General features: G+C 50.9%; 19 protein-coding genes. 14 read left to right on the top strand and 5 right to left on the bottom strand.

Annotation, left to right across the window (positions count from 1 at the left end):
- Positions 1-123: 123 nt before the first annotated feature.
- Positions 124-2064, top strand: a complete 1941-nt coding sequence (locus tag RCF31_RS21150) for a methyl-accepting chemotaxis protein (RefSeq protein WP_416413736.1) — start codon at positions 124-126, stop codon at positions 2062-2064.
- 65 nt (positions 2065-2129) lie between these two features.
- Complete coding sequence (locus tag RCF31_RS21145) at positions 2130-2483, top strand: MmcQ/YjbR family DNA-binding protein (protein ID WP_299450012.1); 354 nt, start codon at positions 2130-2132, stop codon at positions 2481-2483.
- Here the strand turns inward: RCF31_RS21145 and RCF31_RS21140 are convergent.
- Positions 2467-3465, bottom strand: coding sequence for a class I SAM-dependent methyltransferase (locus tag RCF31_RS21140; RefSeq protein WP_416413735.1), 999 nt, complete (start codon positions 3463-3465; stop codon positions 2467-2469). The two genes, RCF31_RS21145 and RCF31_RS21140, sit on opposite strands and share 17 nt — an antisense overlap.
- A gap of 110 nt (positions 3466-3575) precedes the next feature.
- On the opposite strand from RCF31_RS21140, the gene RCF31_RS21135 reads away from it, so the two are divergent.
- On the top strand, positions 3576-4454 hold the full coding sequence (locus RCF31_RS21135) for a helix-turn-helix transcriptional regulator (RefSeq protein WP_416413734.1): 879 nt from the start codon (positions 3576-3578) through the stop codon (positions 4452-4454).
- Here the strand turns inward: RCF31_RS21135 and cybB are convergent.
- Both cybB and RCF31_RS21125 read right to left on the bottom strand, forming a co-directional pair.
- Positions 4446-4985 carry a cytochrome b561 gene (gene cybB, locus RCF31_RS21130; RefSeq protein ID WP_416413733.1) on the bottom strand — a complete coding sequence of 180 codons (540 nt, stop codon included), beginning with the start codon at positions 4983-4985 and terminating at the stop codon, positions 4446-4448. The two genes, RCF31_RS21135 and cybB, sit on opposite strands and share 9 nt — an antisense overlap.
- Before the next feature lie 60 nt (positions 4986-5045).
- Positions 5046-5540 carry a MarR family winged helix-turn-helix transcriptional regulator gene (locus RCF31_RS21125; protein WP_416413731.1) on the bottom strand — a complete coding sequence of 165 codons (495 nt, stop codon included), beginning with the start codon at positions 5538-5540 and terminating at the stop codon, positions 5046-5048.
- Between the two features lie 105 nt (positions 5541-5645).
- Between RCF31_RS21125 and RCF31_RS21120 the strand changes: the two genes are divergently transcribed.
- The 3 genes from RCF31_RS21120 to RCF31_RS21110 all read left to right on the top strand — a co-directional run bounded on the left by RCF31_RS21120 (position 5646) and on the right by RCF31_RS21110 (position 7830).
- Positions 5646-6794 carry an MFS transporter gene (locus RCF31_RS21120; RefSeq protein ID WP_416413730.1) on the top strand — a complete coding sequence of 383 codons (1149 nt, stop codon included), beginning with the start codon at positions 5646-5648 and terminating at the stop codon, positions 6792-6794.
- A gap of 95 nt (positions 6795-6889) precedes the next feature.
- On the top strand, positions 6890-7396 hold the full coding sequence (locus RCF31_RS21115) for a DUF1543 domain-containing protein (RefSeq protein WP_416413729.1): 507 nt from the start codon (positions 6890-6892) through the stop codon (positions 7394-7396).
- 26 nt (positions 7397-7422) lie between these two features.
- Positions 7423-7830: a nucleotide triphosphate diphosphatase NUDT15 gene (locus RCF31_RS21110; RefSeq protein WP_299451080.1), complete on the top strand. Its 408-nt coding sequence runs from the start codon at positions 7423-7425 to the stop codon at positions 7828-7830.
- Between the two features lie 13 nt (positions 7831-7843).
- On the opposite strand, the gene RCF31_RS21105 is transcribed toward RCF31_RS21110, so the two are convergent.
- Positions 7844-8266, bottom strand: a complete 423-nt coding sequence (locus tag RCF31_RS21105) for a DUF2000 domain-containing protein (protein WP_299449993.1) — start codon at positions 8264-8266, stop codon at positions 7844-7846.
- Between the two features lie 137 nt (positions 8267-8403).
- Between RCF31_RS21105 and RCF31_RS21100 the strand changes: the two genes are divergently transcribed.
- The 3 genes from RCF31_RS21100 to RCF31_RS21090 all read left to right on the top strand — a co-directional run bounded on the left by RCF31_RS21100 (position 8404) and on the right by RCF31_RS21090 (position 11214).
- Entirely contained in the window at positions 8404-8874 is a 471-nt protein-coding gene (locus RCF31_RS21100) for an Lrp/AsnC family transcriptional regulator (protein WP_416413728.1), read from the top strand.
- Positions 8875-8962: 88 nt separating this feature from the next.
- Positions 8963-9835: a 23S rRNA pseudouridine(2604) synthase RluF gene (gene rluF / locus RCF31_RS21095; protein WP_416413727.1), complete on the top strand. Its 873-nt coding sequence runs from the start codon at positions 8963-8965 to the stop codon at positions 9833-9835.
- Between the two features lie 233 nt (positions 9836-10068).
- Positions 10069-11214: a glycosyltransferase family 4 protein gene (locus RCF31_RS21090; protein ID WP_416413726.1), complete on the top strand. Its 1146-nt coding sequence runs from the start codon at positions 10069-10071 to the stop codon at positions 11212-11214.
- 21 nt (positions 11215-11235) lie between these two features.
- Here the strand turns inward: RCF31_RS21090 and RCF31_RS21085 are convergent, their stop codons facing one another.
- Positions 11236-12099, bottom strand: coding sequence for an aldo/keto reductase family oxidoreductase (locus RCF31_RS21085; RefSeq protein WP_416413725.1), 864 nt, complete (start codon positions 12097-12099; stop codon positions 11236-11238).
- A 96-nt stretch (positions 12100-12195) separates the two neighbouring features.
- Between RCF31_RS21085 and RCF31_RS21080 the strand changes: the two genes are divergently transcribed.
- From RCF31_RS21080 to RCF31_RS21060, 5 genes are all read left to right on the top strand, one after another.
- Complete coding sequence (locus RCF31_RS21080; RefSeq protein ID WP_299449979.1) at positions 12196-13125, top strand: LysR substrate-binding domain-containing protein; 930 nt, start codon at positions 12196-12198, stop codon at positions 13123-13125.
- A gap of 82 nt (positions 13126-13207) precedes the next feature.
- Entirely contained in the window at positions 13208-14392 is a 1185-nt protein-coding gene (locus tag RCF31_RS21075; protein ID WP_416413724.1) for a pyridoxal phosphate-dependent aminotransferase, read from the top strand.
- A gap of 261 nt (positions 14393-14653) precedes the next feature.
- Positions 14654-14803 carry a Hok/Gef family protein gene (locus tag RCF31_RS21070; protein ID WP_416413722.1) on the top strand — a complete coding sequence of 50 codons (150 nt, stop codon included), beginning with the start codon at positions 14654-14656 and terminating at the stop codon, positions 14801-14803.
- A gap of 383 nt (positions 14804-15186) precedes the next feature.
- Entirely contained in the window at positions 15187-19272 is a 4086-nt protein-coding gene (locus RCF31_RS21065) for a hypothetical protein (protein WP_416413719.1), read from the top strand.
- A gap of 83 nt (positions 19273-19355) precedes the next feature.
- On the top strand, positions 19356-21491 hold the full coding sequence (locus RCF31_RS21060; RefSeq protein ID WP_416413718.1) for a hypothetical protein: 2136 nt from the start codon (positions 19356-19358) through the stop codon (positions 21489-21491).
- Positions 21492-21546 lie beyond the last annotated feature (55 nt).

Here is a 21546-nt window from a genome sequence, read left to right as displayed (position 1 = left end):
CACTGATCAGACCTGCCAGGCCATCAAGTTCCCCCAGACCCCGCCGATAGATTATTCGAAGGAATGTGTGTGCACAGGGAGTGGTTCTTTTTACCGGAAAGTGTCAACTCCAGGAGCGCCAGCATGGCCAAACGACTGTCTGATAAGAAAAAAATGAGCACCCGCACGCAAATGCTGCTGACGGGCGCCTTAACCATTACCCTCGGCTTTACTGTTACGATCGGTGTGCTTAACTGGCAATCCAGCCACGAACAAAAATCGCTGGCAGAAAATTATCTGCAACAAATTGCGCAAAGTCAGGCGCTGCAAATCCAGCAGGATCTCAGCTATGCGCGTGATGTGGCGCATAACCTGGGGCACAGTATTATCGCGCTGCCCGGCGCAGGTGTGCAGGATCGTAAAGTCATCGACAAGATGATGGAATCGACGCTGCGCGACAATCCCAGCTACCTTTCCGTCTCCGTGATCATGGAAGAAAACGCCTTTGATGGACGCGATGCCGAGTTTGCCGATAAACCGGGTCAGGCACCGAAAGGGCGTTATGCCTGGTTCGTTGATCGTGACCAATCTGGCAACTTCAATATGCATCCACTGGCTTCCTATCTGACCCCAGGGCAGGGTGATTATTATCTGCAACCGCAGAAAAGCCAGAAGGACACGCTGATCGAACCCTATAGCTATGCCTACAATGGTGTGCCTACGCTGTTGACCTCCGTCGCGGCACCGATTGTCAGCCAGGGGAAATTGTGGGGCGTAGTGACCTCCGATATCTCGCTGGCCTCGTTGCAGGAGCGGGTCAATAAAATCAAACCCTGGGAAGGTACTGGCTACGCAATGCTGCTTTCCAGCGCCGGAAACGTGGTTTCTTATCCAGACAAAAACCTCACCAGCAAGCTCTGGAAAGGTAACACCAACAATTTCAGTAATGACGTCATTGAGCGTCACGACGATATCATCGGAGCCGATGCGCTGGTGACCTGGCAACCCATTGTCATCGGCAATAGTGACCAGAAATGGTATCTCGGTGTCGTCGCCCCGGTCAGTGAAGTGATGGCCGCTGCCAATCGCCAGCTGATCAACGCCATCGTGCTGATGGTGCTGAGTATTCTGTTGGTGAGCGCGCTGCTCGGCCTGCTGTTCAGCCGTAAAGTGCTGAAGCCAATTGGTGGTGAACCGCTGGAAGCCGCCACCATCGCGCTGGCGGTTGCCGATGGTAAGCTGGATAACCCTATTGCAGTGAAATCACGCGATACCAGCAGCCTGTTCTATGCCCTCGACACCATGCAAAACCAGCTGCGTGACATTGTGGGACAGATTCAGGATGCCAGCGCGTCGGTACGTCAGGGGGCGGGGGAAATCGCCAGCGGTAACCTTAACCTCGCGTCCCGCACCGAACAACAGGCCGCCGCACTGGAGCAGACTGCCGCCAGCATGGAGCAGATCACCGCTACGGTGAAACACAACGCGGCTAATGCGCATCAGGCCACCACGCTCACCGACAATGCCACGCACATCGCCAGCCGTGGTGAAGCGCTGGTGGGTGAAGTGGTGCAAACCATGGCGCAAATTGACGACAGCGCGAAAAAGATTGGCGACATCACCGCCATCATCAATAGCATTGCCTTCCAGACCAACATCCTGGCGCTTAACGCTGCCGTAGAAGCGGCGCGTGCCGGTGAACAGGGCCGTGGTTTTGCCGTGGTGGCTTCAGAAGTGCGTAACCTGGCACAGCGCAGTGCCAATGCGGTGAAAGAAATTGCTGCGCTGATTGAAGAGTCCAGCCAGCGGGTGGGCAGCGGTGTTCAGCTGGTACAGGATGCCGGTAAAACCATGCAGGAGATGACTCAGGCAGTGCACTCGGTGCGCACTATTATCGGCGAAATCGTCACTGCTTCAGATGAGCAGGCGCGGGGGATCAGCCAGGTGACCATTGCGGTCAACGAAATGGATGGCACCACACAACAGAACGCTGCACTGGTGCAGCAGATGTCAGCAGCGGCCAGTTCGCTGGAAGATCAGGCTGCTCAGCTGGCGCAAACGGTAGGGCGCTTTCATCTGGCCTGATAAGTCAGAAGTGGGTAAAGTCGTGGCCATCGCGCCACGATTTTTTTTGCCCACAGGAGTGAAGCATGAATCGCCAGCAATTGTTTGACTGGGTTAACCAGCAATACCAGGTCGAACCTGATTATCCCTGGAAAACCAATCCGCAATACGCGGTGCTGCGTCATCCGCGTCATCGTAAGTGGTTTGCCGTGGTTTTCCCACTGGAGAGCCACAAACTGGGACTGCCGGATGGCGCGGTGGTGCAGGTGATGAACATCAAAACCCGCCCGGAACTGAGCGGGTCGCTGCGCCAGCAGGCGGGCATCTATCCGGCTTATCATATGAATAAAGAACACTGGCTCAGCCTGACGCTGGCTAATGGTCTGCCTGATGAAGAGATCTTCGCGCTGCTGGATGACAGTTTTAGTCTGACGTTTTAGGCTTACGCGCTAGATGGACATTCAGCGGCGACATCGGGAAGGGTTGCAGCCGCTTAATCGCTTCGATGGTAAATCCCACCTGCTGTAATTGCTGCGTTAACTCACCTTCATTCGTGACACTGTAACCACGCATCATCAATGGTGTGAAAAACGGCAATATCTGACGCGCCTCAGCCGGGTCGGAAGACACTTCTGCATGGGCACTAATCAATAAACCTCCCGGCTTCAGACGGCGGAACAACTGCTGCAACATCGCCTGACTATCCTCCATAAAGTACAGCAATGATGAACACCAGATGATGTCAACCTGCTGCGTTTCCGGCAGCTGTGAAAGCGCGCGGAAGCGCGCGCTTAAACCTGCGCGTTCGATATTATGTTGCGCCACGGTCGCGGTTTTGGGCAGGTCAAGCACCACCCCGGAGAGCTGCGGAAAACGCTCTGCTAACGCCAGCGTAATCAATCCTGGGCCCCCGCCCATATCCAGTAGCTGGGCCGGGCGCTGAAAATCAGCCAGATCGCTGGCGATGGTACAGGCGGTGTCGCCACTCAGGGCGCGTTGTTCCTGCGCAATCTGGCTCAGGGCAGCATCGGCCCAGGCGGTGTCTATCTCCAGCGGGTCCTGCCTGCGTGGCGTGCTGCGGTTCAGCAGATCGGGCAGTCGGCGGGCAAACTGCTGCAACAACTGCTGACGATAACGCCAGGCATCGCCGATATAACGCGTACCGCTGCGGCACAGATATGCCTGGGCGTCGGGGTGGGTACGGTAACCCTCCGCCTGTTGCTGCAACAATTCACCACTCCACAGCAAACGCAGCCAGTGTCCGACCGGCTCTGGCTGCCAGCCAAAATGTTGCGCGACGGCAGTGGCATCGGCACTCCGCGTCAGAAAATCAAACAGCTGGTGTTCAAAGGCCAGAGCCACTGCGCCACTCAGGGCGTGTTGCGCCAGCAGATTATCAAGAAAGGGTAACGGGGATGGCATGATTGTCTCCAAAGCAACGGTGATGGCTACAGACTAGCGTTTCATGCCAATGCAATTTATTCTCATTGGTCTGCGAAACGGCGATTTGACTCTGCGTGAAGGCGAAAACGATGCAACGGAACCCAGGTGGCGATGAGCCATGGATTGAACACCAGCCCGGCGCGGGGGTTTTTCGTTCGCGGCAGTTCAGCCTGGTCAGTGGGATACGGCTGGTACAGTCTGATTATCAGCCGTTAAAAGCGCTGGCAGAAAGCTCCCAGCCAGCCGGAAACACGCCGCAGCTGGTACTGACCTTCGGTTTGCTGGGCAGCTCACGTTTCCGTGCCGATTCCGGTTATGAAGTGTTGTTCCAGGCGGGCCATCTTACCGTCACCAGTTTTCAGCACAGTAGTGGCGAACGGTTATATCGTGCGGGGGAGCGGGTGCAACAGCTGCGGCTGGTGCTGAATGCTGAAAGCGTGCAGCGTTATCTCGGAGAGGATGCGGCAGAGAATTTGTTGCATCAGCCGCAATTGAAACGCCATCTGTTCAGCCTGTTTGGTCACGCCACCACCGCACAACTTAACGAGGTGCAGCCCGATCCACTGCTGCGCGAGATTCAGGCGCTGAATCTGTTGGCGTTACATCGCCATCAACTGCAACCGGCGGCAGCGCAGGCGAAGAAACTCCATCCTCAGGATATCGACCGGCTAGAGCAGGCGCATAACTGGATGCAGAGGCATCTGGCGGAGCCTGTTACCCTGGCGACGCTGGCGCTGGCCGCGGGCCTGAGTGAATACCAGTTGAAAAAAGGCTTTCAGCAGCACTTTGGTTGCACACCCGGCGAGAAGTTACTGGCACTGCGGATGCAGAAGGCACATCGACTGCTGGAGGAAGGGTATCAGGTAGCGCAGGCGGCCTGGCAGGTCGGTTATCAGCATCCCCGAAATTTTAGCGTGGCGTTCCAACGTTACTTTGGCCGCCCGGCCAGCCAGCTAAGGTCAGCGTGAGCGTCGGGACGGCATCATGCGCAGCAAGGTGTTGTCCTTCATCAGATAGTGGTGGGTCAGCGCTGCCACCGCATGGATTCCCACCAGCCAGTAACCGTAAGGTGCCAGCGTTTTATGCAATCCTGTCAGGATATCGGCAAAATCCGGGTCGGGCTCAGCGCTGACCGGCATCGGAATACCAAACAACCACCAGGTTCGTCCCAGATAAAAGCGTGAAAGAATACCGAGAATCGGCAGTGCGATAAAAAACAGGTACAACCCCAGATGCATCAAATGCGCCAGACCGGTTTGCCAGCCCTCTGGCTTTGGCACGATGGCCGGGCTTTGATGACGAAAACGTAGCATCACGCGCGATAACATCAGCACCAGAACACAGCTTCCTGCACTGAAATGACCGATGATCATCGTAAAACCCTGCCAGGACCCACGCGTTGCCAGCCCGCGAAACTCCATGGTGCAATAGGCAATGACCACCAGGAAAAATGTCAGCCAGTGGAGAAGAATCTGTGAAGGAGCAAATTTATTCTGCATATCCTGTCCGTATAAAAGCGCGAATGAATTCATATTTTGACACATGACTGAGCAGTTTAGTTACGTCTTATGCTCGCTGGCGACCAGCAGCTGGCTGAGCAGGGCTGACAACTGTTGCCGCTGCGCGGGTTCCAGTGCGGCCAGTAGCGTATTTTGCGTTTGCGTATGCACCAGCAATGCCTGCTCGATTTTCTCCCGCCCGGCCACTGTTAGTGCGACCAGGGTACTGCGTTTGTCTTGCGGGTCAGCGACCCGGGCGATCAGTCCCGCCTCTTCAAGGTGATTCAGACGATTCGTCATCGCGCCGGAGGTGACCAGCAACGATTTATACAACTGCGTCGGCGATAAACAAAAGGGGGAGCCCGCCCGGCGTAGTGTGGCCAGCACGTCAAACTCTCCATCACGAAAACCAAAGTGGGACAGTGCCTCGGCACGGGTTTTCGCCAGATGTTTCATGATGCGCAGCATACGACCGAATATCGCCATGGATGATGCATCCAGCTCAGGCATCGCGCTGGCCCATTGTTGTGTCACAAAATCGACGTGATCCGCCACTTTTCCCCTCACTTGTTGTGGTTACTGTGTTGCTTTGTGCGGTTGGGCTATTTCTTCTTCGCCACTTATCTTAACGTTAAGATAAATCATCAACGGAGAAGCAATGTGAAACGTACCTTACCCGCAATCGGGTTGTTTGCTTTAGTGGTTTTTATCATCGGCCTGAATCTCAGACCGGTGATGGCGGCGCTGGGGCCGCTTTATTCTTACCTGCAACAGGATGCCCATCTTAGTGCTACACAGATTAGCCTGCTGACGACTTTACCGGTGATTATGATGGGGGTTGCTGCACTGGCTGGGCCGCGCCTGCTGCGCACCGTCGGGGAGAGCAAAGGTATCGCTCTCGGTTTGACTCTGCTGGTGCTGGCTTGTCTGGTACGCGGTCTGGCCCTGCAATCTGTTGTATTGATTGCCAGTGCGCTGCTGGCCGGTGCAGGGATTGGTATGATCCAGGCGCTGATGCCTGCGTTGATTAAACGTTGCTTCAGCGCCAAAGCCAGTACGCTGATGGCGCTGTTTACCACCGGGATTATGGCGGGTGCGGCACTGGCTGCCGTCAGTGCCGTTCCGCTGGCATCCTGGCAGGGCTTAACACTGGTGCTGGCGCTACCGGCACTGCCCGCATTGGTCGCTTTATTGTTGTGGGGAAGAGTGTTGCCATTATCGGTTCCGGTCGTGGCGGCAAAATACCCACAGGCGATCAATGCCGCGCGCGCCTGGCTGTTGATGGTGTTTTTTGGCATCGGCACCGCAGCCTACACGCTGGTACTGGCCTGGCTGCCGCCGTTTTATCAGCAGCATGGCTGGAGCGCTGAGCAAAGTGGTTATGTCCTGGGAGCGTTAACGTTGACTGAGGTGGCTGCAGGCTTTGTGCTTTCGGCGTTAATCCATCGTTTTCCCGATCGCCGCCGTCCATTGTTGCTGGTTCTGGCCTTGATCCTGGGTGGATTAATTTGCCTGATCACGTTCGGTGGTACGCTGGCCTGGCTGCCCACATTGCTGCTTGGACTCGGTATCGGCGCGCTGTTCCCGCTTTCCCTGATTGTCACCCTTGACCATGCGCAAACAGCAGAACAGGCTGGGGCATTGCTCTCTTTTGTACAGGGCGGTGGATATCTGATCGCAGCACTAATGCCGCTGATTGCCGGAGTGGTACGTGACCACGCAGCGTCGCTGGACAGTGCCTGGATCCTTATGAGCGCGGGGATTGTGTTGCTGATGGGGATGGCGCTGCGTTTTCGACCTGGGCTATAGCCGGGCATGGTATCGGCACGAAACAGTTGTATCGATATATACCATGCTTTATAACGCATCTTTTCCATTTACATTCAGCACAAGGAAATGACTACGTGAATCTGTTTATGTTTTATGTCGGTGGCAATGCCGGAAAATCCAACATTGAAGTGCATGACATCCAGTTTGTAGCTGCAGAACAACCTGAGGAGGCCTGGCCCGCACTGCGTGAAGCCTGGTTTGGCGATGCAGATAAGATCCATATCGATGGTTATGCCCGCATCACCTGGGCGGATGGTTACCGTATCTCCCTGTCGCCGGAGCCCACCACCGATAGCCAGCGACTGTTCTTTGTTAATGCCGGGGCTTACCATCCTTCCAATCTCGCGGAGCTGCACGCGTTCGACCTGTTCGTCGCTAAAGATGCCGCAGAGGCCAAAGCAAAAGGACTGGAAAACCTGCTGAAGGGGGCAGATCATCAGCACAAAGACAATCTTAAGGATGTGGATGATTGTCTGCTGCTGGATAAAGTAGGTAACTTGTTTGTGCATCTGACCCCGGACGCCAATGGCACGCCGTTCCGTCCTGAATGGCAGGGCTATCAACCGATTGGGGTGGAATAATACCTGCGTTTAATGAGGAAATAATGATGTCGCCAAAAATTGGTGTCGGTGTGCTGATTTTCCGTAACGGGAAACTGTTGCTGGGACGACGTAAAGGCAGCCACGGTGCGGGTGACTGGTCCGCACCGGGCGGGCATCTGGAATTTGGTGAAACCCCGGAAGAATGTGCACGCCGTGAAACTGAGGAAGAGACCGGATTGCAGTTGCATGACTTGCAGAATGGCGCATTCGTCAGTGATGTTTTCCCCGAAGTGCAAAAACACTACATCACGCTGTTTATGGTGGCACACAGCCTCCACGGCGAGCCGCAGTGCCTTGAACCGGAAAAATGCGAAGGCTGGCATTGGTTCGCGCCGGAGCAACTGCCGCAACCGCTGTTTGCGCCGCTGCGTACGCTGATCGAACGTGACGGATTGGCGGCGTTACAAGCGTAACGCCGCTATCGTGTTAGCGATAAAGTTTCAGATTTCCCGTCAGACGGGTAATTTTTTTCTTTGGCCCGATTAATCCCATCGCCACCAGCTCAATCTGCTCGCTATGCGCGGTGGCGATGCGTTCACCATATTCATCATAAGTTTTACAGGATTGCGCCAGCGCACTAAAGGGCATACTGAAGATCTCCGGGTCTGTGCCACTGATTTGCTGTAGTTCGCGCAGATAATTACCCTCTGCCAGCAACACCGGCAGCGGGGCATAAATCACCCCAGGGTAAATGAAACCATCCTGGCTGCGCATATCCGGCCCCACCAGATTACCGATTAATTTGCCAAAACTGATGCCAATCACGCTGGCAGCATTCATCGCCAGCCCGGCGGGTAACTGTTGATCAATGACCAGGGTGCAACGATGCACATTTGCGTCGAATTCCATTTTTTACTCCTGCGTTTGCTGAAGGCGATATTGTGCGTGAGCTGGCCGGAAAAGTGCTTGCTGAATAACCCTGGATTTTCCTAAATTAAGGCAAAATCTGCCCTTATATGATTACAGAAAGAAAGGATAATTCTCTTATGGCTCTCAGCAAGACAGATGTCAGGATTCTCGAACAGTTACAGCGCGACGCGCGAATGACCAATCAAACTCTCGCCGACACCCTTGGTCTGTCCCCGTCACCGTGCTGGCGCAAAGTACGCAAGCTGGAAGAGGATGAAGTCATTCAGGGATATCGCGCTGTACTTAACCGCAAGAAAATTGGTCTTAGCATGATGGTGTTCGTCTGCGTCACTATCGACAGCCACAGCGAGGCAGAGGCGCGAAAGTTTGAGGCAGAAGTGACCGCACTGGATAACGTCGTTGCCTGTTACAGCATCGGTGGCGATGCTGACTTTTTATTGCAGGTGGTTGCTGCCGATATGGATCGCTATGCTGATTTTGCCATGTCGGTGATTCGGCGCTTGCCGGGTATTAAAGAGATGCAAAGTATATTTGTGCTGAAGGAAATCAAAGCTCAGTCCGCCTGGCCGATTCAGGCCACAGATTAGCGTTAGCGTCTGTGTTACATCTTTTGCGTAAAGCACTCACAGAAAGCCAAAGGTTGTTGTATAGTCCGCTTCTTTTTTCGGAGGAACCATGCTGACCAACTCATCCACCCGCCTTAATAAATACATCAGCGAAAGCGGCATTTGCTCGCGTCGCGATGCCGATCGTTACATCGAGCAGGGCAACGTTTTTATCAACGGTAAACGTGCCACTGTGGGTGCTCAGGTGTTTGCCGGTGATGAAGTTAAAGTGAATGGTCAGCTGATTGAACCCCGTGACGCCGACGATCTGGTGTTGATTGCGCTGAATAAACCGGTGGGCATCATCACCACTATGGAGGAAGGCGAGCGCGATAACATCAGTGATTTCGTCAACCATAGCAAACGCGTATTTCCGATTGGCCGACTGGATAAAGATTCGCAGGGACTGATTTTCCTCACCAACCATGGTGATTTGGTCAACAAAATCCTGCGTGCTGGCAACAACCACGAAAAGGAATATGTGGTGACGGTTGATAAACCGATCACCGACGAATTTGTTGTCGGTATGGGCGCGGGTGTCCCCATGCTCGGTACCGTGACCAAAAAATGCAAAGTGAAGAAGGAATCGACCTTTGTGTTTCGTATCACGCTGGTGCAGGGGCTTAATCGTCAGATCCGCCGCATGTGTAAACATTTCGGCTTTGAAGTCACCAAACTGGAGCGCACCCGCATCATGAACGTCAATCTGAAAGGATTGCCGCTCGGTGAGTGGCGCGATTTGACCGATGATGAATTGATCGACCTGTTTAAGCTGATTGAAAACTCGTCTTCAGAAGATAAGGCAACGAAAAAAGCCCCGGCAAAGACCAGCAACGCGAACAAACCCGTGAGCAATGGCCCGAAGAAAGGCGACAAAACAGAAGCTCATCCGGCATCACGCAAGCGTTTTACCCAGCCAGGACGGAAAAAGAAAGGGCGCTAAGCCGGTCGGAATGTCAGCCCATGCTGACATTCCACATTATCTACTGGCACAGTTTGATCGTTGGAAAAATAATTTACACATGGTTCTATCATCCTGTTAATACTTCTCAGGCAAATTACTACTACTTTTCCTAATTTTCCCGTAACGCCTTTACTCATGACGAAATTATTTTATAACTGTCTTACTGGCGATTTTTTAATTCTTATAAACTCGTCAAGTGTTAAGGAGGATTGATGAAAATTGTAGTGAGTAGTGATGGTTACCCGGAAAAAAGAAACATAATGGTGGATTCTGAAAACAATTATGTGAATTTGAAAAAGAAAAACATATATCTTTACATCAATGCCCTGCGTCAGAAATTTTTGAAGAAAAATAAGATATTTGTCTTTCAACCTGTTCCCGGTCTGGCGGCGAATGATGCGGATATCATTCATCTTTTTAATGAAGTTGCCCGAACGTCGGACCGCTGGGTCTCGACCTTCGAAACCGAAATTCCGCGTGTCCTGCCAGTTGCAGGCGTAGCCAAAACAGACAATCCCGAACTTCATAATCTGATGCAGCTTGCGGCCCGTAAAGAATGCATCCAATTGATTGCCATTTCTGAAGCCACCAGCAATATCCAGCTGAAGCTGCTGGACGCTTTCCCGGCGGTAAAAGATGTTATCGCGGCAAAGCTATGCGTGATGCACCCACCCCAGCCTTTACTGACGGATAAAGGACGTGAAGTCACCGGAGAGAAGGTCACTTTTACCTTTATCGGCAATGAGTTTTACCGCAAAGGTGGGGCCGAAGTGGTGATGGCGTTTTCTGAACTGGCAAATGAGGGGATCATCAATGTTGATCGTATAAAGGTGAATATCATTGGTGATCTGTCACGCAAACATAATATAGCCCACCGTCAATATCAGGATCGCGAGGAATTCTACAGTCAAATCGAAGGGTTAATCAAAAAATGGCCTTTCTTCCAGCATTCCGGGTCATTACCCAATTCGTCTGTTATTGCATTATTAAAAGAGACGGATGTTGGCCTGCTTCCCACCTGGCAGGACACTTACGGATTTTCCGTGCTGGAAATGCAAGCGTGTGGCTGTCCGGTAATAACCACCAATGTGCGTGCATTACCAGAAATTAATCCACCGACCACCGGCTGGCTTATTGATTACAAACTGAATGATATGTATGAATTTACTGTCGATTCTGAGCAAGCTAAACAGACAATCAGGAATAGCGTGGTCAGCCAGCTAAAAGGATATATTGCTGATGTCCTGCATGACCCGGAAAGTATCAACCAGCGCTCAGCGCAGGCAATATTGAGGATCCGCCAGCAGCATGATCCTCAAACCTTCAAAAAGCGGCTGAAAGAGATTTATTTATCTTAGAGCCAGACAAAAACCGAGGGATCAGGCTGCGGCCAGTCCCTCCAGCCTTGCCACGATGTCGTCCGACAGTTGCAGCCCGGCGCTTGCCAGATTCTGTTTTAGATGTTCTGGCGAAGAGGTGCCCGGAATCAGCAAGATGTTCGGCGATCGTTGCAGCAACCATGCCAGAGCGACCTGCAAAGGCGTTGCACTCAGCTCGTTTGCCACCGCCGTCAACTGTTCTGATTGCAACGGCGAAAAGCCGCCAAGCGGGAAGAAGGGCACATAAGCAATGCCCTGCGCTGCCAGGTGATCCACCAGCGCATCATCCTTGCGGTTAGCCAGATTGTAGAGGTTCTGTACACAGGCAATTGGAGTCATGGCCTGGGCATCAGCCACCTGTTTCGCCGTAACATTGCTTAAACCGATATGTCGAATCAGCCCGCGTTCTTTTAGTTTGATAAGTGTAGTGAGTTGTTCCTCCAAAGAACCTTCAGCCGGACCGTGCACATCAAACATGGCGCGCAGATTCACCACATCCATCACCTCAAGGCCCAGATTGCGCAGGTTATCTTCCACTGCCTGTGTCAGCTCCGCTGGGGTAAAAGCCGGTAACCAGCCGCCTTGCTGGTCACGACGCGCGCCGACTTTAGTCACAATCACCAGATCCCCGGCATAGGGATAGAGCGCTTTTCTGATGAGCTGATTGGTGACATGGGGACCATAGAAATCGCTGGTATCGATATGATTAACACCGGCATCAATCGCCTCTCGCAGCACCTGTAAGGCGCGCCCTTCATCTTGTGGCGGACCAAACACGCCCGGCCCGGCCAACTGCATGGCACCATAGCCGAGACGATTCACGCTGCGGTCGCCGAGTGGGTAAGTCATTACGGGATGAGACATAAGAACCTCCGTCATAGGGTGTCTGAAGATTGTAACGGGGGTTGGGCTGTGCAACTATCCGGTGAAATCAGGACACAATGTACGGAGTGGCGCACAATGTCATTAGATATTGCCTTATTACACGCCGTGGTGGCGGTAGCCAAAGCCGGAGGCTTTCGCGAAGCTGCTCGCATGACCGGCAGCAACCCTTCGCGTTTGAGTGATGCCGTGCGACGTGCTGAGCAGCAACTGGGCGTGCGTTTGTTTAATCGCACAACTCGCACCGTCGCGCTGACCGAAGCGGGCAGGGCCTTGATGGCTCGCCTGCTACCGGCCATGAATGAGGTGGATGCGGCGCTCGATGCATTGAACCGTTTTCGCAACACGCCGGGCGGCACATTGCGCCTGAATGTGCCCGTTAGTGCAGCACGCCTGGTGCTTCCAGGGATTGTGCCTGGTTTTCTGCAACGCTATCCGGATATTCAGCTGGAAATCGTCGCTGAAAGTAACGTGCAGGATATTTTTCGCGACGGCTGCGATGCTGGCATCCGTTATGACGACCATCTGGAGCAGGATATGGTGGCGCTGCCAATTGGACCACGCACCCAGCGCTTTGCCGCCGCAGCGGCGGCTGGTTATCTGGCGCAATATGGCATCCCGCAACATCCCCGCGATCTGATGCAACATCGTTGCCTGCGCGGTCGTTACGCCACAGGCGTGATGGCGGAATGGGAGTTTGCCCGCGACGGTGAAAACCTGCGTCTGCAACCCAATGGTCCCTTAACCTGTAGCATTGGGGCGGCGATGGATTTAACTGTGCAGGCGGCCATCGCCGGTGTGGGCATCGTTTATTTGTTTGAAGATTGGTTACAACCGGCGTTCGCCTGTGGGCAGCTACAGCCGATTCTGGCCGACTGGTGGCTCAGTTTTTCCGGGTTATGGCTTTACTATAACGATCGTCGCCTGATCCCCGCCCCCTTACAGGCGTTTATCGATTATGTGCGTGAACTGAATGACAACTCAGCCAGACAAAATTGCTATTCCTGAACTTTTGCGCTGCGTGGTATACCAGGTGGGTGCTATGTATTGAAATAACAGTTAAACAGGGATAATCGTTGGAGGTTTTTTCATGCAGTCGTCTTTTCCCCTCGTCTCGCGCAACACTATCAGCCAGATTTCACCCTCGCTCATCCGCGAAATTGCCAATGAAGGGATGGATCGTCCCGATATGCTCGCCTTCTGGTTTGGCGAATCCGACAAACCCACGCCACAGTTTATTACCGATGCGGCTATCACCTCGCTTCAGCAGGGGGAGACCCGTTATATCCAGAATCTCGGGCGACCCTATTTGCGCCAGGCGTTGTCCGATTATCTGAGCCAGCTGCATGGTCATACTATCAGCAGCGATCAGCTGGCGATTACCAGTGCCGGAATTAACGGCCTGATGCTGGTGGCGCAAACGGTGCTGTCACCGGGGGATAAGGTGGTGGCGATCACGCCAGTGTGGCCGAACGTGGTAGAGATCCCACAGATCCTCGGGGCCTCTGTCGAACGTGTGGCGTTGACAGTGCAAGATGGCGCGTGGGCGCTGGATATGGACCTGTTGCTGAGTGCGCTGACGCCTGATGTGCGTATGCTGATTATCAACTCACCAGGTAACCCTACCGGCTGGACCATCACCGATGAGGAAGTTCAGACGATACTCGCGCATTGCCGTAAACACGGTATCTGGATCCTCAGTGATGACGCCTATCAGCGCTTGATCTATGCCAGCGACCGCCATTACGCGCCCTCATTTCTGGATTATGCGACGCCGGAAGATCGATTGATTTCAGTAAATACCTTTTCCAAAGCCTGGCTGATGACCGGTTTTCGCGTCGGCTGGGTAGTGGCTCCGCCATCCATCATTGATGCTCTGGGTAAACTGATTGAGTTCAATACCAGTTGTTTGTTCGAACCTTGTCAGCGTGCAGCCCAGGCGGCGCTACTTGGCGGTGAAAGTGGAATCATCAGCCTGCGCGCCGAGCTGGCGCACAGCTATCAGTTTCTGGTAAATGGCCTGCGGGAATTACCGGGCGTAAGCGTGCCGGAAAGCGGTGGTGGTATGTATGCGTTCTTCCGCATCGAAGGATTTGACGATACCACCACGCTGGCGAAACGGCTGGTACGGGAGAGCGCTCTGGGTCTGGCACCGGGTGCCGCGTTTGGTCCTGAAGGAAACGGCTGGCTACGCTGGTGCCATGCGGTTTCGTCAACGGACAAGTTGCAGCAGGGACTGGCACGGTTGAGTGAGTTTCTGGCGCGGAATCGTTAAAGCGCAGGAAAAAAGTCGGTCGTGGATCGCAAAACGATGACAAAAGGACGGACTGCCGAAGCGGGATATAAGAAAAATTTTGGTTAAGTCAGATGGTTGGCATAGAATCGCGCCGGGTGCTTGAGGCTTTCTGCCTTAAGCATTTGCCGACGGCAGAAAGAGAAAAGCCCCAAGTGACTATAAATCAACTTGAGGCCCATCTTTATGCTTCGACAACATAAAGGTAGCCTCTTACGCGCCGAAAGGCAAGGAGAAGCAACCATGAAGCAGCATAGGGCGATCCTCATCGCCACCATCGTATTAGGGGCGGTCATAGCCGCCATACTGGTATCGAGGAAAGACCTCTGTGAGGTACGAATCCGAACCAGCCACATGGAGGTTGCTGCAGTCATGGATTACGAACCCAGGTAAGAGCAACCGGCGGGGAGTGATCCCCGCCACTCTTTATATTGTTGCGGCTGGCCTCAATGTACCCAATTCTTTTCTTTTAATATTTTGATTGTCTGTACGAAATAAAAAAGGATGTTTTTAAACACCATTTTTATATTATCGCCAGCTTTGCGCACCACGCCATATTATGTGCTCAGCAACTGATCTACCGTCTTTTTCACCCGTTTCAGCAGGGACTGGCGCGGAATCGTTAAGAGGAGCGGTGTAGTGTAACGGCGTGATTTATCGCGCTGTTTTTTTCTAAAGACAAAACATATAAATATCGGTGCTTTTTCGAAAGAAAGTTCAGATGCATTGGCATAAATTGCCAGGTATTAATAACTTCTTTCTATGGAAACGTACCGATGCTCTCCATGAATCACCTAGTGCACTCAAGTTCGCCAGAACTGAATGTAAACCCAATCACCCCTGTCTCGGGTAATCGTAAAAGTAACGCGAACAGTTCCCAGGATATCTTTACTTCAAACCTCGTATGCGCGTCTCTCAGCAATTTTGCCGCAAGTCAAAAAAGTTGGCCTGGAGCAGCAGCAGCCGACTTACTTAATTTATGTCTGAATCATGATGAAGAATTGCAGCAGCGCCTCTGTAAGGCCGGTTTATTGACCCAGGGTGAATTAAATACGCACCTTACTGATAAACAATTGCAGAAGCTGTGCGACGTACTGAAAGATTATAGCCACCAGGAACTTGAATTTAAGCGTACGGAGCCTGCCTCTGAGAAAAACAGCGCGTTTCAGCATGAAGTCCTGGATAAACTGGACGAATTACTCAACCAGCTCAGTCTGAGTGATAGCCAATTATCAGATTTATTCTCACAACTAAAAAATAAAATACCCCAGCATTTAATGAGCACAAAAGAACATGCACATCACATCAATATAGCCAATGAATTCAGAAATCTGGGTGGAAAAAATCACCAGCATCTGGTAGATGCCGGTATCGGGCTTAAACAGCGAGTGGATAAGATGGCGCCGTTGCTGGCGGCACGCGGCATGGTGGCTGTTGCTACAGATCTGCTAAAAAAATGTTCTGATGCCCTTCAGGTTTCGGAAGATGTCGCCAGTAAAATGAGCGGGGATGAGAAAAAGCAGCGACTGAACGCCTGTGAGGCACTCACCGACGTTGTTAACGCTATTGAGAATCTCGTCGAGGCGAAAAGATTTGTCCGGGAAGCGGCGACCGATAACGATGCAATCTGGTTGCTGGATAAAATTGAAGGCGCAAGAAAGAACCTGAAGGTCGCTCTGAAGGGAGTGGAAAAAAGAAGCAGGCAGGCTGCGCTGTGGCCTGCTGACAGGCTCACGATGCAACTCGGAAAGTTGCGTATGGCGCTTGACGCATTCTGCAAAAATGACTGGAAGACAATACAGGCTGACCTGAAAGAAGAAGTAAAAGAACTTAAAGAAGGAACATTGCGGGAACATATTTGTATCCGCAACGCAAATAAAAAATTTAAAGAATTGGCCAAGGTTCAGCCTGACATACTTAAAGGCGAAGCGGGTACCATTATCGGATTGGTCAGGCAACTCTGCCAGTTGCTGGAACCAAAACTTCAATTCGCCCAGGATCTGGAAAAGCACCCCGACCCGAAGGAACGTGTTAAGGCAAAAGACCTTGCGCAGTATCTAAAACCAGTGGCTACCGCAGCCATCACCGCCTATCGCGCCCTGGAAGGTGCCGGCGTCGTACCGGGAAAAATTAACGAGGTAAAAACCCAGCGCGCGGTGCTGGAAAGGGCTATTGAGCAACTGCAAAACGTTAAGTCCTGCGAAGTGACTTTTGCTGAAGGGAATAAAGTTGCTGCGTTGACGGAACAATTATGGCGCCAGCTAAGTCTCGCTTCTGCAAAACTCGGTGAATACAAGCCGGGTGGCGATGCGAATGTCGGAGATCAGTACGAGTTTGACGGATACGTGAGGTCACAATTAAAGACCGCCGGAACGGCCATCAGTGGCCTGACGCTGAAAGGTGCTAATAAGGTGGTGGGGTTGTATGACCGGATGAAGTCATCTGCATCGGAAGGGAAAAAACTGAATGACCTGATGGAGGTAAAGAGTGCCGGACTACTCACTTCTTTATACGAGCTGGAAAGGCATGTGGGAATACTGCAGGGGGAAGCTAAGAAAGCCGGGACTATTGCCGGCCGAAAGACGCAGAAAAAAAATGTTTGCACACTTAGTACCCCATCCGATCAGCGCACAGCAGCCTGTAACAAAATGAAGCTGCGCCAGGCTGCAGTGCAAAATGCCGTGTCCCTCGTCAAAAGCCATTTTGCAGAAACTCAGGCTGAACTGAATGCGATGAAGGAGGAATGTAAAAAAGAATATGATGACGTGCTGCAACTGCGTAATGAACAGGGCACTGAGGAAAATCTCGCATCCGAGCAAGGCAGAGCACAGTGGAAACAGCACAATAAAAAACTGGACGCGCTGTGGCAAACCATTACTAAAGATATCCCTCACTGTCTTGCAGAGAATAAAGAAGCACTTGATGACGCGGAAAAAGTGGCAACAGAAACCGCTGCACTCTCTTTTTCTATGGATAAATTATCCGGACTCGAAGAAGACACGCTCAAAATCCCTCAACTCGCCGAAAAAGCCAATCGAACAGTAAAGTCGGCGCTACGGAAGGTCACGCATCGGGAACCTGAAGTTTTTGGTATTGAGCAAAGGCTGGCGAAATTCCATGGCAAGTTTTTGTCGAACCTTACCGAAGGGATGGGACTGAAGCCGAAACAAAGGGATGATCTGGTAAGAAAGGAGGCGGAGCGCATTGCCGCAGATGACGGCACTACCTTTGACAAAAAAGCGTATGCCAAAATGATTTACCATGAATACGAGCTGAACCGTGATGGTAAACAGATACTGCCCCGTGATTATCGGGCTATCCAGCAAGAACCGGGGCTGGAATGGGCCAATCTCTTCGCCGATACCGGTCTTGCCGGGCTGGGTGACACTGCGGTTAGCGCTATTGCCCGTGAAATCTTCGGTGAGGGGATGAATTTCGGTCTGATGGGGGGCTTAGTCAGCAGCCCGTGGACTCTGGTCCGGGGCTGTTTGTCCACTGCGGTACTCATTAATAAGGTATATCAGCGTAACTGTGAAATGAAAACCTCTGTAATGCCGTGCTACGCGTTACCATCGAATACTCAGATAAAAGAAATAGCTAAAGGCACAAAATTTATTTTCCTGTCTCAGGGCAAACAATTTTTACCCCCCACAGCCAGAGTCCTCGTTCATGCGTTCAATATGCTATCCGATATTAACAAAAACGGTTTTGCTTATACGCTGGAATCGGCTTCACGCAATTTCGCTAATAAGGAAATGATGTCGGTCGCCAGCATTATGATAGCGGAGTTTGGCAAAGATGTTCTTACTGGTGGCGTTGAATTGCTGGAACAGCTACAGACGAACAATGAGTCATATATCGGTGAGGGCGACGCTGGCGAAGATAAAGTCAATGACGTTGCCAGCATCATCAGCCGTGGGCGTGCGGCAATGCAGTCTGGTGAGAGCGCGAAAATTGACAACGGACTGTCAAGCGCGCTGGCCATGTTAAACAATGTGAAAAATAAGCTGGAGAAAGGATTATCTCCGGCGGAAACGGCCTACTTCAGTCAGTTAGGGGTAGAGCCAAAGGATTATGCCGACAGAGTGAATGCGCTGATCGAGCGAGTCCAGAGCTACCAGGCAGGAGGAGCTAATCAGAACCAACTGGTGATAATAGATCCGGGTAAAGATGATTTTGCCGCCTGTGTGGTAAAAGGTGATCCGCTCAACCGTATTTTTATCAGCCGCGATGCTTTAGCGAATAGCGACCACGAGGTAAGCATTATGCTGCTTCATGAAATGCTGCACCTGGAGGGGACGGAGGATAATGAGGAAAACGCATGGAATGACACTGGCAAAAATTTGGCCCTCGTGGAGGGTTTGCATCTACGCACTCCATATGTCCAACGGGATACCGCTAATCATGCGGGTAAGCATCTATCCCATGATGGGTTAAGCTTTTATGTGCATGTAAGGACCGGGAGTGAGATAACAGATAGCAACTTCTCCGGTTTCCGGGTATTACCCAGCGCCCTAAACAATCAGTCGTCGGTGCAAAATGCAGCACCTGTTCTTAATGACGATGAACTTAAAATCCCTGGTTTTAAAAAAGTCAATATCAAAAATCAAAGTGAACTGGAAAAACTACGCGATGATCTGGATAAAGAGATGGGCATCACGGAGCAATTGATTAATAAAAACGCTAATGATGATGATAGGTTAAATAATGCCAGATTTTTTAAATTAGAAGACTACAAGAATCTTGTTGAAGGTTTCAGAAACTGCAAACGCAATGGAATAATAATGAATTATCTCTTGATGATAAAAATAAGGTCAAAAAACGTTTGCAGAAAAATGGTGATGTTGGGGGGAACGCGCTAAAATCAGATCAGCCAATGTTAAAATTGTTTGGCGCGGATTATGAAAGCATCTTGAGAAGGAAAATATATAAAGGAAGGGCTGAGATGCTGATTAAGCATCATGGCGAACACTATCACAGCGAAAAATTCACCGGGACACCAAAACCATTTCAGCTTGATTTAACTGATAGAGCAGCTGCTGTGAGAAATAAATGGCTTGTCTCGGTTTACCAGAAACATGGCATTAATCCGGAAAGAATAAAATGTGATTATATTGCAGTCTGGTCACTGGGTGGTCTGCGTAATTCAAAGACAAGTGATGGGGTTGATTTACTTCAGATCGCTCCAGGTGATCTGGCTGCTAACAATATTCATGAAAAAATACATAAAATAAGTGGATTCAGTATTAATGAATATACTGTACATTACCCTGATGACTACCCTCAGGGTTTAAAAGATGAACTCGAAAATGGGATGTGGAGCGACTTTCAGATTGCCTTTATTGATAAGATGGACAATTATACGGAAGTCACCAAATATAAGAAAAACTTAAATGCGCGAGCTAAACTGGCGTTTGCATTTAACCGGCGTTCGGATGATCCAGAGCTGAAATCCGCAGAAATTAATCGTGACCTGTCACGGGCAAGGCCGGTTGTTTTTGGTGATCATACTGTGGCGGGGATGTTTATTATTCCGGATAAAACCAATGCAAATAAGGGACGGTTATACAGTCTCGATCCGTCTTTCAAAGCAGTGGACATCGAGTATGGTGTCGATGTTAATCAATTTTTTCGAAATAATCCGGAATTAAAGAAAAAGATCGAGGCGGGACTGGTTGGCAGACCCTCAGCTGAACCCAGTTTTATACAAGAACTCTTGAAGTTCTTGAGCCCGGCTGCCAGATTTGTCAAACCAAAGGAAGCCAAATTCGTTTTTACTAAAAGTAATGCTGAAACAACAAAAATAGAAGATTTTTTATTTAATGGTTTGAAGGAACGTCTTTATATCAATATGGATGATTTGACGAGATCTTCAATGGAGATAAAAGTTCAGGACTATCTAGAAGGAGCGAAGTTTCTACTGACTGCTGTTACTGCGGAAATGGGGCCAGAATTAGCGGCATTTGCCTCTATAGCACAGGTTCTCATTCCGCTGGTGCAGGCAAAATGGGCTGAAGATCCCGATTTGGCTGAGGCCTATACCCGCGAAGCCTTATGGTCGTTGGTCCTCGCAGCTGTAATGCACAGTGGCGGTAGCGCATTGGAACATTTCAATAAAAGTGAGCTGGAGGCAGAAATAAATAAAACCGTCGCTGATATAAAACTCAGGCCAGCCACTGCTCATCAGGAAGTGGAAACATTTAGTAATTATCTTGATGAAATGGTGCAACGGAGTAATCGTAGCTTTACTGCTAAGAAAACGACGAGGAATGGGATAGACATTATAATGTATCCTAATGAAGCTGCGGCGGCAGAGAAATATTGCACTAATGCGCAGTTCCTCTCATTAGAACTCAATCAGAACGATGCAAGAATATTTTTAACAAATCATGAAACCAATGGTATTATTACACAGAATAAGATTCTTGATATTTTAAAACATGACCCTGCAGGAAAGGGTAAGATTCATGTATTAACGGGGACGCATGGCAACGCGGATGGCATTCGGACATATGGGGGGCGTGGCTCCGATAGCGCAACCCGTTTTTCACAGCAGGACTGGGAATGGACTCAGACGTTGGCCCCAGAATATAAAGATCGCATCGAAATTCATGACATTTCAGGTCCTAAATATGCAAATGGCAAGGTTGGTAATATCATAACGAATGCGGGCGAAAACGATGTTGTTATTGGTGCATTTTGTTACAGTCGCAATGATAATGAGGTCAGGGCCGCACTAAACCTTCATCCTGTCACATCCTATGTTTCTTACGAAGCTCCGGCTAATAGCGGGGTTAGGGGAATAAATTTTTGGCCCGGTCTGCGCCAGCAGCCGGTTCCTTACTGGATGAGGAAATTTGCAGGAAACGGGGAATATATTACGACGGGACAAAAAATAACTTTCAATGGGATAGAAAAGAAGGAAACATTTGACAGTATTTTTGCACAATTCAAGAAGCACCACCCTAAGGCCTCCAGGCTTGAATTTAATTTAAAAAATCAGTCAATGATTGTCAAATATGGACCTGGTGGTGAAATTCCCGCAGGTGTTAAAATCAAATTTGGCAACGCGCAGCCATAAATAGTCATATCATTTTTCTGGCAATAAAAAACCGGGAGCGGTTATCCGTTCCCGG

Origin of the sequence: Pantoea sp. App145 (genome assembly GCF_047947045.1) — a bacterium.
Taxonomy (GTDB): Bacteria; Pseudomonadota; Gammaproteobacteria; order Enterobacterales; family Enterobacteriaceae; genus Pantoea.
The sequence above is the reverse complement of the archived record's forward strand: the minus strand, read 5'-3'. Positions and strand labels throughout refer to the sequence as shown.

Coding starts and splice junctions, on each gene's coding strand:
- RCF31_RS21150 (WP_416413736.1), top strand. CDS start 124: ATGGCCAAACGACTGTCTGATAAGAAAAAAATGAGCACCCGCACGCAA.
- RCF31_RS21145 (WP_299450012.1), top strand. CDS start 2,130: ATGAATCGCCAGCAATTGTTTGACTGGGTTAACCAGCAATACCAGGTC.
- RCF31_RS21140 (WP_416413735.1), bottom strand. CDS start 3,465: ATGCCATCCCCGTTACCCTTTCTTGATAATCTGCTGGCGCAACACGCC.
- RCF31_RS21135 (WP_416413734.1), top strand. CDS start 3,576: ATGCAACGGAACCCAGGTGGCGATGAGCCATGGATTGAACACCAGCCC.
- cybB (WP_416413733.1), bottom strand. CDS start 4,985: ATGCAGAATAAATTTGCTCCTTCACAGATTCTTCTCCACTGGCTGACA.
- RCF31_RS21110 (WP_299451080.1), top strand. CDS start 7,423: ATGTCGCCAAAAATTGGTGTCGGTGTGCTGATTTTCCGTAACGGGAAA.
- RCF31_RS21105 (WP_299449993.1), bottom strand. CDS start 8,266: ATGGAATTCGACGCAAATGTGCATCGTTGCACCCTGGTCATTGATCAA.
- RCF31_RS21100 (WP_416413728.1), top strand. CDS start 8,404: ATGGCTCTCAGCAAGACAGATGTCAGGATTCTCGAACAGTTACAGCGC.
- rluF (WP_416413727.1), top strand. CDS start 8,963: ATGCTGACCAACTCATCCACCCGCCTTAATAAATACATCAGCGAAAGC.
- RCF31_RS21090 (WP_416413726.1), top strand. CDS start 10,069: ATGAAAATTGTAGTGAGTAGTGATGGTTACCCGGAAAAAAGAAACATA.
- RCF31_RS21085 (WP_416413725.1), bottom strand. CDS start 12,099: ATGTCTCATCCCGTAATGACTTACCCACTCGGCGACCGCAGCGTGAAT.
- RCF31_RS21080 (WP_299449979.1), top strand. CDS start 12,196: ATGTCATTAGATATTGCCTTATTACACGCCGTGGTGGCGGTAGCCAAA.
- RCF31_RS21075 (WP_416413724.1), top strand. CDS start 13,208: ATGCAGTCGTCTTTTCCCCTCGTCTCGCGCAACACTATCAGCCAGATT.
- RCF31_RS21070 (WP_416413722.1), top strand. CDS start 14,654: ATGAAGCAGCATAGGGCGATCCTCATCGCCACCATCGTATTAGGGGCG.
- RCF31_RS21065 (WP_416413719.1), top strand. CDS start 15,187: ATGCTCTCCATGAATCACCTAGTGCACTCAAGTTCGCCAGAACTGAAT.
- RCF31_RS21060 (WP_416413718.1), top strand. CDS start 19,356: ATGCTGATTAAGCATCATGGCGAACACTATCACAGCGAAAAATTCACC.